General features: G+C 66.4%; 14 protein-coding genes. 5 read left to right on the forward strand and 9 right to left on the reverse strand.

The window, feature by feature from the left end:
* Window positions 1–38: 38 nt before the first annotated feature.
* The 4 genes from A7E77_RS07540 (at window position 39) to holA (ending at window position 4,571) form a co-directional block, all read left to right on the forward strand.
* Window positions 39–482, forward strand: coding sequence for a DUF3576 domain-containing protein (locus A7E77_RS07540; protein WP_017980501.1), 444 nt, complete (start codon window positions 39–41; stop codon window positions 480–482).
* A gap of 62 nt (window positions 483–544) precedes the next feature.
* Window positions 545–3,043 carry a leucine--tRNA ligase gene (leuS, locus tag A7E77_RS07545; RefSeq protein WP_063687026.1) on the forward strand — a complete coding sequence of 833 codons (2,499 nt, stop codon included), beginning with the start codon at window positions 545–547 and terminating at the stop codon, window positions 3,041–3,043.
* Window positions 3,040–3,555, forward strand: coding sequence for an LPS assembly lipoprotein LptE (gene lptE, locus A7E77_RS07550; protein ID WP_063687028.1), 516 nt, complete (start codon window positions 3,040–3,042; stop codon window positions 3,553–3,555). The genes leuS and lptE overlap by 4 nt, the downstream gene beginning before the upstream one ends.
* Entirely contained in the window at window positions 3,552–4,571 is a 1,020-nt protein-coding gene (holA, locus tag A7E77_RS07555) for a DNA polymerase III subunit delta (RefSeq protein WP_063687030.1), read from the forward strand. The genes lptE and holA overlap by 4 nt, the downstream gene beginning before the upstream one ends.
* A 111-nt stretch (window positions 4,572–4,682) precedes the next feature.
* Here holA and A7E77_RS07560 read toward each other — a convergent pair whose 3' ends face one another.
* The 7 genes from A7E77_RS07560 to A7E77_RS07590 are packed head-to-tail and all read right to left on the reverse strand — an operon-like array spanning window position 4,683 to window position 11,127.
* Entirely contained in the window at window positions 4,683–5,426 is a 744-nt protein-coding gene (locus A7E77_RS07560) for a dienelactone hydrolase family protein (RefSeq protein ID WP_063687032.1), read from the reverse strand.
* Window positions 5,423–6,328: a ParB/RepB/Spo0J family partition protein gene (locus A7E77_RS07565; RefSeq protein WP_017980506.1), complete on the reverse strand. Its 906-nt coding sequence runs from the start codon at window positions 6,326–6,328 to the stop codon at window positions 5,423–5,425. Before A7E77_RS07565 ends, A7E77_RS07560 begins: the two co-directional genes overlap by 4 nt.
* Window positions 6,325–7,107, reverse strand: a complete 783-nt coding sequence (locus A7E77_RS07570; protein WP_017980507.1) for a ParA family protein — start codon at window positions 7,105–7,107, stop codon at window positions 6,325–6,327. Before A7E77_RS07570 ends, A7E77_RS07565 begins: the two co-directional genes overlap by 4 nt.
* On the reverse strand, window positions 7,104–7,721 hold the full coding sequence (gene rsmG / locus A7E77_RS07575) for a 16S rRNA (guanine(527)-N(7))-methyltransferase RsmG (RefSeq protein ID WP_063687034.1): 618 nt from the start codon (window positions 7,719–7,721) through the stop codon (window positions 7,104–7,106). Before rsmG ends, A7E77_RS07570 begins: the two co-directional genes overlap by 4 nt.
* On the reverse strand, window positions 7,718–9,553 hold the full coding sequence (gene mnmG / locus A7E77_RS07580; protein ID WP_063687036.1) for a tRNA uridine-5-carboxymethylaminomethyl(34) synthesis enzyme MnmG: 1,836 nt from the start codon (window positions 9,551–9,553) through the stop codon (window positions 7,718–7,720). Before mnmG ends, rsmG begins: the two co-directional genes overlap by 4 nt.
* A gap of 54 nt (window positions 9,554–9,607) precedes the next feature.
* Window positions 9,608–10,882: a tRNA uridine-5-carboxymethylaminomethyl(34) synthesis GTPase MnmE gene (mnmE, locus tag A7E77_RS07585; RefSeq protein ID WP_063687038.1), complete on the reverse strand. Its 1,275-nt coding sequence runs from the start codon at window positions 10,880–10,882 to the stop codon at window positions 9,608–9,610.
* Window positions 10,882–11,127 carry a DUF6489 family protein gene (locus tag A7E77_RS07590; protein WP_024310317.1) on the reverse strand — a complete coding sequence of 82 codons (246 nt, stop codon included), beginning with the start codon at window positions 11,125–11,127 and terminating at the stop codon, window positions 10,882–10,884. The genes mnmE and A7E77_RS07590 overlap by 1 nt, the downstream gene beginning before the upstream one ends.
* A 72-nt stretch (window positions 11,128–11,199) precedes the next feature.
* Here A7E77_RS07590 and A7E77_RS07595 point away from each other — a divergent pair, with 72 nt between their 5' ends.
* Window positions 11,200–11,910, forward strand: a complete 711-nt coding sequence (locus tag A7E77_RS07595; RefSeq protein WP_063687040.1) for a dienelactone hydrolase family protein — start codon at window positions 11,200–11,202, stop codon at window positions 11,908–11,910.
* 33 nt (window positions 11,911–11,943) lie between these two features.
* Here A7E77_RS07595 and A7E77_RS07600 read toward each other — a convergent pair whose 3' ends face one another.
* A complete protein-coding gene (locus A7E77_RS07600) occupies window positions 11,944–12,648 on the reverse strand; it encodes a TerC family protein (protein ID WP_029720500.1) in 705 nt (234 codons plus the stop codon).
* Between the two features lie 363 nt (window positions 12,649–13,011).
* Entirely contained in the window at window positions 13,012–14,268 is a 1,257-nt protein-coding gene (gene rho, locus A7E77_RS07605; protein ID WP_024310316.1) for a transcription termination factor Rho, read from the reverse strand.
* Between the last annotated feature and the right edge of the window lie 46 nt (window positions 14,269–14,314).

A 14,314-nucleotide genomic window follows, 5' to 3' on the forward strand; every position in this document is an offset into this window, starting at 1 on the left:
AGCGAGAGCGCTTCTTTTTCTGCAGGACAGTCACGCCCATGATCCGCTCGTTGCGCACCGCCCTCATGGTCGCCGCCATCGCTCTGCCGCTCGCCGCTTGCGGCGGTCGCGGCAACAAGACCGTCGCGAGCGCCGATCTCGCCGCGTCGAAGATCACGACGATCGGCGTCAACTCCTACCTGTGGCGCGCGAGCCTCGACACGCTGTCGTTCATGCCGCTGCTCCAGACCGATTCCAACGGCGGCGTCATCGTCACCGACTGGTACGTCAACCCGCAGGTGCCGACCGAGCGGATGAAGGTGACCGTGTCGATCCTGGATCAGGACCTGCGTGCTGATGCGCTCCGCGTCGCGGCGCTGCGCGAAGTGAACCGCGGCGGCCAGTGGGTGTCGGCGCCGGTGCAGGCCGCGACGACGCAGAAGCTCGAAGACATCATCCTCACCCGCGCCCGCGACCTGCGCCGGGCGTCTATCGCGGGCTGATGCCTGCCTGCGGTGCCGGGCCCCCTTGCGGCCGGCACCGCGCTGATAACGGAAATTGCTGAATGACCACGCGTTTCAACGCGCTGACCGCGGACTCGGCCTGGCAAAAGGTCTGGGACGATCGCCAGACCTTTGCCGCCAAGGATAGCAGCGGCAAGCCGCAAAGCTACGTCCTCGAGATGTTCCCCTATCCATCGGGGCGCATCCACATGGGCCACGTCCGCAACTATACGATGGGCGACGTGCTGGCGCGGTTCCGCCGGATGCGCGGCTATGAAGTGCTCCACCCGATGGGCTGGGACGCATTCGGCATGCCCGCCGAGAATGCCGCCATGGAAAAGGGCGTGCATCCGGGCACGTGGACGCTCGCCAATATCGAGACGATGAAGGCGCAGCTGAAGCGCCTGGGCTTCGCACTCGACTGGAGCCGCGAGCTCGCCACCTGCAAGCCGGATTATTACGGCCACGAACAGGCGCTGTTCCTCGACATGCTCGAGAATGGCCTGGTCTATCGCAAGGAATCGGCGGTCAACTGGGATCCGGTCGACATGACCGTGCTCGCCAACGAGCAGGTGATCGACGGGCGCGGCTGGCGGTCGGGCGCGTTGGTCGAGAAGCGCAAGCTGAACCAGTGGTTCCTGAAGATCACGCAATTCGCCGACGAGCTGATTGAGGGACTGGGCGAGCTCAAGCACTGGCCCGACAAGGTCAAGCTGATGCAGGAGAACTGGATCGGCAAGAGCCAGGGCCTGACCTTCGGGTTCCAGGTGTCGAATGGCGAGACGATCGAGGTGTTTTCGACGCGGCCCGACACGATCTTCGGCGCGAGCTTTGTCGCGGTGGCGGCGGATCATCCGATCGCACAGGCGCTGGCTGGCAACCCGGAGGTTGCCGCTTTCATCGCGCGCTGCAAGCAGGGCGGCACGACCGCGGCCGAGCTGGAGACGCAGGAAAAGCTGGGCTACGACACCGGCCTCACCGCCGCGCATCCGTTTGATTCCACACGGCAATTGCCCGTCTATATCGCCAACTTCGTACTGATGGAGTACGGCACCGGCGCGGTGATGGGCGTGCCGGCGCACGACCAGCGCGACCTCGATTTCGCGCGGAAATACGACCTGCCGGTGCAGCGCGTCGTCGCGGATGGCGACACGACCGATCCGGTCTTCGAGGGCGACGAGGCCTATACGGGTCCGGGCGCGCTGGTGAACTCGGCGTTCCTCGACGGAATGGACGTGGAGGCCGCCAAGCGCGCGGTCATCGCGAAGGCCGAAGAGGGCGGTTGGGGCAAGGGGTCGACCGTCTATCGCCTGCGCGACTGGGGTGTCAGCCGCCAGCGCTATTGGGGCACGCCCATCCCGGTGATCCATTGCGACAGCTGTGGCGTCGTGCCGGTGCCGAAGGACCAGTTGCCCGTCGTGCTGCCCGACGACGTGTCGTTCGACGTGCCGGGCAACCCGCTCGACCGCCATCCGACGTGGAAGCATGTCAATTGTCCGTCGTGTGGCAAGCCGGCACTTCGCGAGACCGACACGCTCGATACGTTTGCCGATTCGTCCTGGTACTTCATCCGCTTCGCCAGCCAGCCCAAGGACAAGCCGTTCGACCGCGCGGTCGCCGAAAGCTGGCTGCCGGTCGGGCAATATATCGGCGGTGTGGAGCATGCGATCCTCCACCTGCTCTACGCGCGCTTCTGGACGCGGGCGCTCAAGCACATGGGGCTGCTCAACATCGCCGAGCCGTTCACCGGCCTGTTCACGCAGGGCATGGTGACGCACGAGACGTACAAATCCTCGGACGGCCGCTGGCTGTCGCCCGGCGACATTCGCGACGGGATCGAAACCGCGACCGGCCAGCCCATCACGGTCGGCCGTGTCGAAAAGATGTCGAAGTCGAAGAAGAACACGGTCGATCCCGAGCCGATCGTCGATCGCTACGGCGCCGACGCGACGCGCTGGTTCATGCTGTCCGACTCGCCCCCCGAACGCGACCTGCCGTGGAGCGAATCGGGGATCGAGGGCGCATGGCGCTTCGTCCAGCGGCTGTGGCGCCTGTTCGATGGCGAGACGCCCGAACCCGGCGACGGCGACGATGCGGCGCTTGATCGCAAGCTGCATCAGACGATCCTGGGCATCGAACAGGACATCGAGGCGCTGGCGTTCAACAAGGCGGTTGCGCGGCTGTACGAGTTGGTCACCGCGATCGAGCGCGCCGCGCCCGGCGCCTCGCGCCGCAACGCGGTCTACACGCTGATGCTGCTCGTCGCGCCGATGGTGCCGCACATTGCCGAGGAAGCCTGGGCGGCCAAGGGTATGGACGGCCTGATCGCCGATGCGCCCTGGCCCGAGGTCGATGCGCGCCTGCTGGTCGAGGATGAGGTGACGATCGCGGTGCAGGTCAACGGCAAGCTGCGCGATACGCTGACGGTCCCGAAGGACATGGACCGCGACGCGTTGCAGGCCGTGGCGCTGGCCAGCGACAAGATCGTCCGCAGCCTCGACGGCAAGGCCCCCAAAAAAGTGATCGTCGTTCCCGGCCGATTGGTGAATATCGTCGCATGATCCGTTTTCCCGCGCTTCGCCTGACGCTCCTCGTGCCGCTCGCGCTGATGGCCAGCGCCTGCGGTCTCAAGCCGTTGTATGGTGGCGGCGCGGGTGGCGCGGTCGCGGGCACGCTGTCGCATGTCGAGGTCGCGCCGATCGAGGGCAAGGCGGGCTGGCTGATGAGCAATGCGCTGCGCGACCGGCTGGCGGCGGATGGCAGCAATGCGCCGCGCTATCGCCTCGACGTGAAGCTCGACGACAAGATCGCCGGATTCGGCGTGCGTCGCGACGACAGCGTGACGCGCGAGCGGCGGACGCTGCGCGCGCGCTATCAGCTGGTCGACCTCAACGACGGCAGCGTGCTGGTCGACGCGACGGCAGGATCGGACGCGGGCATCGACGTCGTCCAATCCGAATATGCGACGATCGCGGCGGAAAATACGGCGCTGGAGCGCCTGTCGGGGATCGTCGCGGACCAGATCGTCTCGCGCCTTGCCGTCTACGCCAACGGCCGTCCTGCGGGGCGATGAAGGCTAACGCGCGCGATATCCGATCGGCGCTGGAACGCCCGTCGCCGGATATTCGCCTGTATCTGCTCCACGGTCCCGATGCCTCGGCGGCGGCGGAGCTTGCCGGTTTGCTCGCCAAGGCGATGGGGCCGGAGGCGGAGCGTATCGATCTGGACGGCGCAACGCTGCGCTCCGATCCGGCGCGCTTGTCTGACGAGGCCGCTTCCATGTCCTTGTTCGGCGGCGCGCGGCATATTCGCGTGTCGCCGGCGGGCGAGGAGTGCCTGGAGGCGTTCACCGCGCTGCTGGAGGCGGATCATGCCGGCAACCCGGTGGTGGCGCTGGCCCCAACGGTGAAGTCGACCGCCAAGATCGTCAAGCTCGCGATCGACTCACGGCGCGCGATGGCGTTCGGCGCCTATGAGCCCACCGCGGCCGATCTGGAGCGCTTGGCGGCGGGCATGGCGCGCGATGCGGGCCTGCGCCCCGGCGGCACCGTGTCGGCGCGGCTGGCGGCAGCCTGCGGCGGCGATCGTGCGGTGCTGGCGCGTGAGATCGAGAAACTGGCGCTGTTCCTCGATGCTGCGCCTGACCGCCCGCACGACCTGGACGATACGGCGCTCGACGCGATCGGCGCGGATTTGGGCGAAGCGGAGACGAGCCGGGTGGTGGACGCCGTCGTCGGCGGGCAGACCGCGGTGCTGGGCGCGGAGCTGGCCCGGCTGAGCGAGGCCGGCACCTCGCCCATTCCGTGGCTGCGCCAACTCGCGCGCAAGCTGATGACGCTGGCCGAAATGAAGGCGGAGATCGACGCCGGCGCGGGGCAGGACAACGTTTTCAAGCGCCATCGCGTCTTCTTTCGAGAGGAAGCCGCAACCGCACAGGCGCTGCGGCGCTGGAATGCCGCGATGCTGGCGGCCGCGCTCGACCGGGTGCGCCATGCCGAGCGGGCGGTGATGGCGAGCGGGAATGCGGGCGGCGTTCTCGCGGACCATGCGCTCACCGAGCTGACCCGTGGGGTCGAGCGGCGGGGGTAGGCGACGTTCGCCTATCACGGCTTCCCAGCGTAGGCTGGGGTCTGTCGTTGCTCTCCGTGTGCGTGCCAACAGGAGATCCCAGCCTGCGCTGGGATGACGATCAGGTCGGTTTTATCGAAGCACGCGCCCGAACAGCGCCAGCGCCCAGCCGGTTGCCGCGACGAACAACGCCGGATCATAGCGCGGCCCTTCGTCGCGCAGGAAGGCATGCTGCGCGTTCACCTCATGCCATTCATAGGTCGCGCCCACCTCTTCGAGGCGTGTCCGGATCGCCTCACGCCCCGCATAAGGGACATGCGGGTCCTGCCGGCCCCAGACGAACAGCGTCTCCGCCTTAAGATCGGCCATGCGCGCCAGGCTGTCGTCGCAGCGCCCCGCGCCCAGCGTGCCGCTGTGGATATCGGTGGGATAAAAACACGCGGCGGCGCGGACCCGCGGATCGAGCGCGGCGCGATAGGCCAGGTGGCCGCCCAGGCACACGCCGATCGTTCCCAGCGCGCCGGTGCAGGCCGGATGTGCGACGAGCGCGTCCAGCGCGATCCGGGCGTCGCTGTCATAGGCCGCGACGGGCTTCGCGATCTTCAGCGCATTGCCGCGATCGGTGCCCAGCGGATCGTAGCGGAGCACCGTGCCCGGCGCCTCATACTCGTGATAGACTTCGGGCACCGCCACGACATAGCCGTGCCCCGCGAAGAACGCCGCGAGCCGGCGGATCGGGTCGGTGACCTGATAGATTTCCGAAAACAGCAACAGCCCCGGATAACGCCCCTCCGCCACCGGGCGGAACCAGTGCGTCCGCATCACGCCGCCATCGGGCGTCGGCAGATCGTCATGCTCGTCCGATCGGAGGATCATATCGTGTCGCCGGTCAGGCGCTGGCACACCATGTCGAGCTGGTCGAGCGTGCCATAGGTCAGCGTGAGCGTGCCGCCCTTGTCGCTATGCGCGATGCGGACGTTCAGGCCGAGAAGGTCGGACAGCTGACGCTCCAGCGCCGCGATATCGGCGTCGGGCGCCTGTGGGGCCGCGCCACCGCCGCGGCTGCCCCCTGCCCGCTCCGGCTTGGCACCGCGGGCGAGCTTTTCGGTCTCGCGTACCGACAGGCCGCGGGCAACGACCTGCTCCGCCAGTATCTCGACATCGCGCGCACCGAGCAGCGCGCGCGCGTGCCCCATCGACAGCGAGCCATCGGTGACGCGCGCCTGCACATCGGCCGGAAGTTCCAGCAATCGCAATAGGTTAGCAACGTGGCTGCGTGATTTGTGAACGATCTTCGCCAGCGCTTCCTGCGTGTGGCCATATTCGCCGGCAAGCCGCTGATACGCCTGCGCCTCTTCGATCGCGTTGAGGTCCTGGCGCTGAATATTCTCGATCAGCGCGATCTCGAGCGTCTGCGCATCGTCGAAGTCGCGGACGACGACGGGCACCTCATGCAGCCGGGCCCGCTGTGCCGCACGCCAGCGGCGTTCACCCGCGACGATCTGATAATCGTGACCGTGCGGCCGGACGACGATCGGCTGGATCAGCCCACGCGCGGCGATCGAGGCGGCGAGTTCGTCGAGCAACGCGTCGTCGAAATGGCGACGCGGCTGATCGGGGTGCGGCGCCAAGGCGCTGACCGGCAGCATGCGTACGCCGCTCGGCGTATTGCTCTTGGCACCGGGTGTGACGGGTGCCTCGGTCGCCATCTCACCCAGCAACGCGCTGAGGCCCCGCCCCAGCCCGGCGGGACGGCTGCGCTTGCCACCATCGCTCATGCCGCCACCGCGGCTGTCTGCGGCAGGCGTGCGATCAGCTCGCGCGCAAGGTCGATATAGGCCTGGGAACCCGAACAGCGATGATCGTAGATCAGCGCGGGCAGACCATGGCTCGGCGCTTCGGACAGGCGGACGTTGCGCGGGATCACCGTATCGAACACCACCTGCCCCAATACCGCGCGGACGTCGGCCGCGACCTGATCGGTCAGACGGTTGCGACGATCGTACATGGTGAGCGCGACGCCGAGGATGGCGAGGCCGGGATTGAACCGTTCGCGGATCCGTTCGACCGTCGTGAGCAGTTGCGACAGGCCTTCCAGCGCGAAGAACTCGCATTGCAGCGGCACGAGCAGCTTATCCGCCGCGACCATGGCGTTGATGGTCAGCAGACCCAACGACGGCGGGCAATCGATCAACACGATGTCCCAGCGCCCCTTTACCTGCGCCAGCGCGCGATCGAGACGGTGGGTCCGGTGGTCGAACTCGACCAATTCGATCTCGGCGCCCGACAGATCCTGCGTCGCCGGCACCAGATCGAGGCGCGGCACCGGCGTGCTGATGACGGCATCAGCAATCTCCGCCTCGCCAACGAGGACGTGATAGCTCGACCGACCACGCTTGGCCTGACCGATGCCGAGACCGGTCGACGCGTTACCCTGCGGGTCGAGATCGATCAGCAGGACGCTCTTGCCGGTCGCCGACAGTGCCGTGGCAAGGTTGATCGCGCTGGTGGTCTTGCCCACCCCACCCTTTTGATTGGCGACGGCGATACAGGTCATGAAGCGCGCCCCTTGTGACGATCGACGATGAGGATCGCCGAGTCCGGATCGGTAAGACTATGTTCCACGTGAAACACTCGATCGCGCTGTCGACGGAGCGCTGTAAGTTGCTCCGGCTCTATCCGACCGCGAGGCAGGATCCAACGTGTGTCTGGTTTGGCGCATGGCGCCGCCGCTTGCAAAAGCTTTTCGACCGATGCCACCGCGCGGGCGGAGATAATGTCGTACCGTCCCGAGACAGCCTCAACCTTGCTTGCCACCACATCGGCGCCGGCGATGCCGAGGTGGTCGACGCACATCTGTAGGAAGGCAGCCCGCTTCTTTCGCGGCTCGACCATCGTCATCTTGCCGTCGAAGAGCAGCGCGACGACCATGCCGGGAAAGCCTCCGCCTGTGCCGATATCCAGCCACGACCCCGCCGATTGTTCCACGTGAAACATCAATTGCGCTGAGTCGAGCGCATGGCGCACCCAGATCGTATCGATCGTTGATGGAGCAATCAGATTTTGCTGGTCGTTCTCGGCGACCACCATATCGAGAAACGCGGCAATCCGCTCGACGCGATCCGGTCCGAACCTCTCCGTCATCAATCCGCGAGCGTCATCTTCGGTCATGCTGCCCGCCTTTGCGCGTAGAGATAGATGGCGGACAGCGCCGCCGGAGTAACGCCCTGCACCCGCGAGGCCGCGCCCAGCGATCCCGGACGCGCTTTGCAGAGGCGGTCGATCATCTCATTCGAGAGTCCAGGCACCGCGCCATAATCCAGGTCGGACGGCAGCACCGCATGCTCGTCACGACGCATCCGCTCGACCTCTTCCGCCTGACGCTCGAGATAGGGGGCGTAGCGGGCATCCTCGATGATTTCGTCGACGACCTCAGCCGGGGCGATGCCAACCACGTCGGGCGCGACCATGTCGAGCGTGACGCCCGACATGCGCAGCCATTCATAGGCCGTCCGCCGACTGCCATCCTGCGCCACCTTTGCGCCACGCTGAGCAAGTTGCGATGCGGTGACCATCCCCGACAATCCCGAACGGATCGCCGCCCGCTTCTCGTGCAAATCGCGCTGGTGCGCTCGCCGGGCGTCGCTCAGACATCCAAGCCGTTCGGCGATAGGGCCGAGCCGCGTCTCCGCATTGTCGGCGCGCAGCGACAGGCGATATTCTGCGCGCGCAGTCAGCATGCGATAGGGTTCGGTGACCCCCTGCAACACCAGGTCGTCGATCATCACACCCGTGTAGCTAGAAGCGCGATCGAGAACGCAGGGCTCCAGATCGCACGCGGTCGCCGCCGCGTTGAGACCGGCGACAAGGCCCTGCCCCGCCGCTTCCTCATAGCCCGTCGTGCCGTTGATCTGCCCTGCGCAATAGACGCCGGGAATGGCTGCCAGCGCGAGCGTCGCGTCCAGACTGCGCGGGTCGAGATAATCATATTCCACGGCATAGCCGGGTAGCGTGATCGTCGCGCGCTCGAGCCCCGCGATGCTACGGATCATCGCGGTCTGCACATCGACCGGCAAGGAGGTCGACAGGCCGTTCGGATAGACCGTGGCATCGTCCAGTCCCTCGGGTTCGAGGAAGACCTGATGCCCGTCCCGGTCACCAAAGCGATGCACCTTGTCCTCGATCGACGGGCAGTAACGTGGGCCCTGCCCCGCGATCGCCCCTCCGAATAGCGGCGAGCGATCGAGCCCACCGCGGATCGCATCGTGCGTCGCGCCGTTCGTACGGGTGATCGCACAGGCGACCTGCGGCAGCAGGCGCGCCGTGGTCATCGGTGACATGGTCCAGGGATCGGTATCGGACGACTGCTCGTCGAGCCGCGCCCAGTCGATCGTGCGGCCATCGATCCGTGGCGGGGTGCCGGTCTTCAAGCGCGACAGCGGCAGGGCCAGCGCCCGCAATTGCTCCGCCAGCTTGCGCGCCGCGCGTTCGCCGATACGGCCGCCCTCATGGCGTTCGTCACCTCTGAACATCCGGCCGCCAAGGAAGGTGCCGGTCGCTAGCACCACGGTCCGCCCCGCAATCCGTGCGCCATCGCCCAATACGACACCGGTCGCGCGACCCCCGTCGATGACCAATGCGTCGACGTCGCCTTCGTCGATCGTCAGCGTCGGGAGGGTGGCGAGCATCGCCTGGATCGCCGCCGCATAGCGCCGTCGGTCCGCCTGGATGCGTGGTCCCTGTACCGCCGCGCCTTTGCTACGGTTGAGCATCCGGTAGTGGATCGCGGCTGCGTCTGCGGCGCGACCGATCAGGCCATCGAACGCATCCACCTCACGAACGATATGCCCCTTGCCCAGGCCGCCGATCGCCGGGTTGCACGACATCGCCCCGATCAAGCGTCGGTCGTGGCTGAGCAGCAAGGTGTGTGCGCCGCGGCGCGCGGCGGCAGCGGCGGCTTCGGTGCCGGCATGGCCACCACCGACGACGATCACGTCATACATGCGATGCGCCTATGCCAGCGCGTGCGGAACGTCAAAACTGTTCCACGTGGAACATCACTTGCCGATGCAGAAGCGTCCGAACAGGGCGTCGAGCATCGTCTCCGTGGCGTCGATACCGAGGATCGTGGCCAGTGCCCGTCGCGCTAATCGTAGTTGCTCGGCGATGACGAGCGGGTCACCGTCCGGCTGTCGTATCGCGTCCAGAGCTTCTCGACAGGCCGCGCGTTCGCTTTCGCGAAACGCCAGCGCGTCACCTCGGGGCACCATGGCCTCCCCCCGAGCAGCAATCAGACGCCATACCGCCTCGACGCTGGCGGCATCATCCTGCGACACCGCCGCCTGCGTTCCCTCCGCTGCAACCCGTCCGGGCACGTCAGCCCGCGCATGCAGCCATAGCGCATCGTCGCGCGGTGGCGGGGTATCGCCCAGCCACAGCAGCACGTCCGCAGCAACCATCGCATTCTCTGCGCGCGTGACGCCGATCTGCTCCACGGGATCATCGCTTTCGGTCAGCCCCGCGGTATCGGTGAGCACATAGACCAGACCGTCCCGCACGACGGTCGCCTCGATCCGATCCCGGGTCGTGCCGGCGATCGGCGAGACAATCGCGAGCTCGCGCTGGCTGAGCAGATTGATGAGCGTCGACTTCCCCGCATTGGGTGGGCCTGCGAGCACCACGCTGATCCCGTCGCGCAGCCGTTCGACGGGCGGGTTGGCGAGCACCGCCGCCAGCTCCGCTGCCAGCGCGCGCTGGCCGTCGACCACCGCCACCATCGCCGCCGCGTCGTCGTCGACATCATCCTCATCGGCAAAGTCGAGTTGCGCCTCAACCATCGCCGACAGCATCGCTAGCCGATCGAGCCAATTGCGCACGCGCTGGCTCACCACGCCTTCCGCCGCTGCGAGCGCGGCAACACGCTGCCGCTCGGTGTCGGCGGACAACAGGTCGGCGAGACCCGCAGCTTCGGCCAGATCGATGCGCCCATTCGCCAGCGCACGGCGTGTGAATTCGCCCCCGATCGCCGGGCGGAGGCCAGGCTGCTCGCCCAAACTCCGCAGGACCGCTGCGATCACCGCACGGCCGCCATGGCAGTGCAATTCGACCAGATCTTCGCCCGTCGCTGTCGCCGGTCCAGGAAAGACCAGCACGAGCGCGCGGTCGAGCAGTGCGCCCCCGGCATCGCGCAACGCGCGCACCCGTGCCTCGCGGGGTGGCGGCAAGGACCCCGCCAGCTTGACCACCGCCGTCATTGCGTCTGGACCACTCACCCGGATGACCCCGATACCGGCCGGCGCCGCGCCGCTCGACAGCGCGAAGATCGTCGTCATCAGCTGCCCGAGCCGCCGCCCGTCTTGGTCGCCGTCTCGAACATCTGGCGCCACATCGCAAAGCCCGCTTCGCCCATCGGCGCCCAGCTCTTCATCATATTTTCGAGCAGTTCGGGGCGGACCTGCCCGTTCATCGTTTCCAGCATCGCGGCGACATAGCGTTCGTGCAGCGGCGTCAGGTCGGGCAGGCCCATCGCGCGACGCGCCTCTTCCGGGGTCAGATCGACGTCCACCGTTACCTTCATCGCATGCATCCCGTTGCGGCCCTGTGGCGTTTGCCATAGCCCAGCCGGATCGGCTGCGCGAGAGGAGCACCCATGACTGCCACGTCCCGGACGATCACCATCGACACGCTAGACGGCAAAGGCCGTTTCGACACCTATGTCGCCGAACCTGCAAGCACGCCGCGTGCGGCGATCGTCGTCATTCAGGAAATCTTCGGCGTGAACGCCGGCATCCGCAGCAAATGCGATCGGCTTGCCGCCGATGGCTATCTGGCGCTCGCACCCGACCTGTTCTGGCAGATCGCACCGGGCGTCGAGCTCGATCCCGACGTTCCCGACCAGATGCAACGCGCGCTCGACCTCATGGGACAGTTCGATCAGGATGCCGGCATCCGCGATATCGAAGCGACGATCCGCACCGCGCGGGGGATGCTGGCCGAAGGCGGCAAGGTCGGCGTCGTCGGCTATTGCCTCGGCGGGCGGCTGGCCTTCATGACGGCGGCCCGTACCGATGTAGACGCTAGCGTCGGCTATTATGGTGTCGGCATCGACGGACTGTTGGGCGAAGCGCATGCGATCGCGCACCCGGTGCTGCTCCACATTCCGCAGGAGGACCATTTCGTCGACAAGGACGCCCAGGCCCGCATGCACGCCGGACTCGACGATCATGCGAAGGTGACGCTGTTCGACTATCCCGGCGAGGACCACGGCTTCGCCACCGAATTCGGTCAGCGCCGTTCGGACGAGTCTGCGAACCTTGCCGATCAGCGCACCGCCAGCTTCTTCGCGGCGCACCTCGGCTGACATGAAAAGGGGGGCTTCGCGGCCCCCCTTCCCTTATCCGAACAGCTTCATCAGCCCGACATTGGGGTCGACCACCCCTTCGTAGATCATCTTGCCCGCGACATAGACGATCACCGCCAGCCCGACGTAGGCGATCCAGCGATAGCGCTCGATATATTTGGCGATCAGGTTCGCCGCGATGCCCATCAGCGCGACGGACAGCAGCAGCCCGATGATCAGGATGCCGGGATGGTCGCGCGCCGCGCCGGCAACGGCGAGCACGTTGTCGAGGCTCATCGACACGTCGGCGACCGCGACCGCCCAGGCGGCGGCGGCGAAGCTCTTGGCAGGTTTCAGCCCAGCGGTCTCGTCGCCGTCGACCTCGGGTGAGCCGGCGTTGTGCTCGCCCCGCAGCTCGCGCCACATCTTCCATGCGACCCACAGCAGCAGGATGCCGCCCGCGAAGATCAGCCCGATCACACCGAGTAGCCAGCTGACCGCCAGTGCGAAGATGATGCGCAGGACGAGCGCGGCGAGAATGCCGATCAGGATGACCTTCTTGCGCTGATCGACCGGCAGGCCCGCGGCCAACGCCCCGACGACGATCGCATTGTCGCCCGCCAGCACGACGTCGATCATCAGCACCTGCACGAACGCCGACAGCGCCGCAGGAGTCGTGATGTTCGAAAAATCGTTGATAATATGCTGCCAGATCTCGGCCGGAGACCCCGGCCCGCTGGCGGCAGCCGCGCTCAGCATGGCGATGATGGACACTATTCAAACTCCCGGTTGATGCCTGTGCATAACGCGGCAGCGCGCGAAAGCGATGAGGGAGTTGGTGGTGGGCTCGAACAGAAAAGCCACCAAACAACAAATCCTCCCCCGCCAGGGGGAGGTGGCGCGGCGAAGCCGTGACGGAGGGGGAGGTAAAAGACAGCGAGGTTGTCGCGTCCTCCCCCTCCGTCATGCCTTCGGCATGCCACCTCCCCCTGGCGGGGGAGGATTTGGGGGCCTCGTGCCGGACGCGGGCGAAGCCCGCGTCGTCGGACGGGACGTGCTGTGGCACGCCCGCCGGCCGAGCCGGCATGAGTCCGGCCGCAATATGCGGCCGGCCATGCTCTGCTATTGGTTCATACTGTCGAAGAAGTCTTCGTTAGTCTTCGAATTCTTCATCTTGTCGAGCAGGAATTCCATCGCATCGATCGTGCCCATCTGCATCAGGATACGGCGCAGCACCCACTGCTTGCTGAGCTTGTCCTTGTCGACCAGCAGCTCTTCCTTGCGCGTGCCCGACTTGCCGACGTCCAGCGCCGGGAAGACGCGCTTGTCGGCGACCTTGCGGTCGAGGACGATTTCGGAGTTACCCGTGCCCTTGAACTCTTCGAAGATCACCTCGTCCATGCGGCTGCCCGTGTCGATCAGCGCGGTGGCGATGATCGAGAGCGAACCGCCCTCTTCGATGTTACGCGCCGCGCCGAAGAAGCGCTTGGGGCGCTGCAACGCATTGGCGTCGACCCCGCCGGTCAGCACCTTGCCCGACGACGGCACCACGGTGTTGTAGGCGCGGCCGAGGCGCGTGATCGAGTCGAGCAGAATTACGACGTCCTTCTTGTGCTCGACCAGGCGCTTGGCCTTTTCGATCACCATTTCGGCAACCTGGACGTGACGCTGCGCGGGTTCGTCGAAGGTCGAGGACACCACCTCGCCCTTCACGCTGCGCTGCATGTCGGTGACTTCCTCGGGCCGCTCGTCGATCAGCAGAACGAGCAGGAACACCTCGGGATGGTTGTCGGTGATCGCCTTGGCGATGTTCTGCAACATCACCGTCTTGCCGACGCGCGGCGGAGCGACGATCAGCGTGCGCTGGCCCTTGCCCTGCGGCGAGACGATGTCGATGACGCGCGCCGACTTGTCCTTCTGCGTCGGATCGGCGGGATCGAGCGTCAGCTTCGATTCCGGATACAGCGGCGTGAGGTTGTCGAAATTGACGCGGTGGCGGACGGCTTCGGGATCGTCGAAGTTCACCGAGGTGAGCTTGGTCAGCGCGAAATAGCGTTCGCCATCCTTGGGCGCGCGGATCTCGCCTTCGACGGTATCGCCCGTACGCAGGCCGTGCTTGCGCACCTGATTGGGCGACACATAGATATCGTCCGGGCCGGCGAGATAATTGGCTTCCGGCGAGCGCAGGAAGCCAAAGCCGTCCTGCAGGACCTCGATCGTGCCGAGGCCCATGATCTGGTCGCCATTCTCCGCCTGCACCTTCAGGATCGCGAACAGCAGATCCTGCTTGCGCAGCGTCGAGGCGCCCTCGACCCCCAATTCCTCGGCCATGCTGACCAGGTCGGCGGGGGTCTTCTTCTTCAAGTCTTTAAGATGCATGGAATAATCCGAATGCGTAGGCAGTGGGGAGAGGCTTCAGATCGGC

It is taken from the genome of Sphingomonas sp. NIC1, from assembly GCF_001638925.1.
In the GTDB taxonomy this organism is placed as follows: Bacteria; Pseudomonadota; Alphaproteobacteria; order Sphingomonadales; family Sphingomonadaceae; genus Sphingomonas; species Sphingomonas aquatilis.

Excerpts from the sequence above, each read along its gene's own strand:
- rsmG (WP_063687034.1), bottom strand. The coding sequence starts at position 7,721 with ATGACCGAAGATGACGCTCGCGGATTGATGACGGAGAGGTTCGGACCG.
- holA (WP_063687030.1), top strand. The coding sequence starts at position 3,552 with ATGAAGGCTAACGCGCGCGATATCCGATCGGCGCTGGAACGCCCGTCG.
- mnmG (WP_063687036.1), bottom strand. The coding sequence starts at position 9,553 with ATGTATGACGTGATCGTCGTCGGTGGTGGCCATGCCGGCACCGAAGCC.
- leuS (WP_063687026.1), top strand. The coding sequence starts at position 545 with ATGACCACGCGTTTCAACGCGCTGACCGCGGACTCGGCCTGGCAAAAG.
- A7E77_RS07560 (WP_063687032.1), bottom strand. The coding sequence starts at position 5,426 with ATGATCCTCCGATCGGACGAGCATGACGATCTGCCGACGCCCGATGGC.
- rho (WP_024310316.1), bottom strand. The coding sequence starts at position 14,268 with ATGCATCTTAAAGACTTGAAGAAGAAGACCCCCGCCGACCTGGTCAGC.
- A7E77_RS07570 (WP_017980507.1), bottom strand. The coding sequence starts at position 7,107 with ATGACCTGTATCGCCGTCGCCAATCAAAAGGGTGGGGTGGGCAAGACC.
- mnmE (WP_063687038.1), bottom strand. The coding sequence starts at position 10,882 with ATGACGACGATCTTCGCGCTGTCGAGCGGCGCGGCGCCGGCCGGTATC.
- A7E77_RS07565 (WP_017980506.1), bottom strand. The coding sequence starts at position 6,328 with ATGAGCGATGGTGGCAAGCGCAGCCGTCCCGCCGGGCTGGGGCGGGGC.
- A7E77_RS07595 (WP_063687040.1), top strand. The coding sequence starts at position 11,200 with ATGACTGCCACGTCCCGGACGATCACCATCGACACGCTAGACGGCAAA.
- A7E77_RS07540 (WP_017980501.1), top strand. The coding sequence starts at position 39 with ATGATCCGCTCGTTGCGCACCGCCCTCATGGTCGCCGCCATCGCTCTG.
- lptE (WP_063687028.1), top strand. The coding sequence starts at position 3,040 with ATGATCCGTTTTCCCGCGCTTCGCCTGACGCTCCTCGTGCCGCTCGCG.
- A7E77_RS07590 (WP_024310317.1), bottom strand. The coding sequence starts at position 11,127 with ATGAAGGTAACGGTGGACGTCGATCTGACCCCGGAAGAGGCGCGTCGC.
- A7E77_RS07600 (WP_029720500.1), bottom strand. The coding sequence starts at position 12,648 with ATGCTGAGCGCGGCTGCCGCCAGCGGGCCGGGGTCTCCGGCCGAGATC.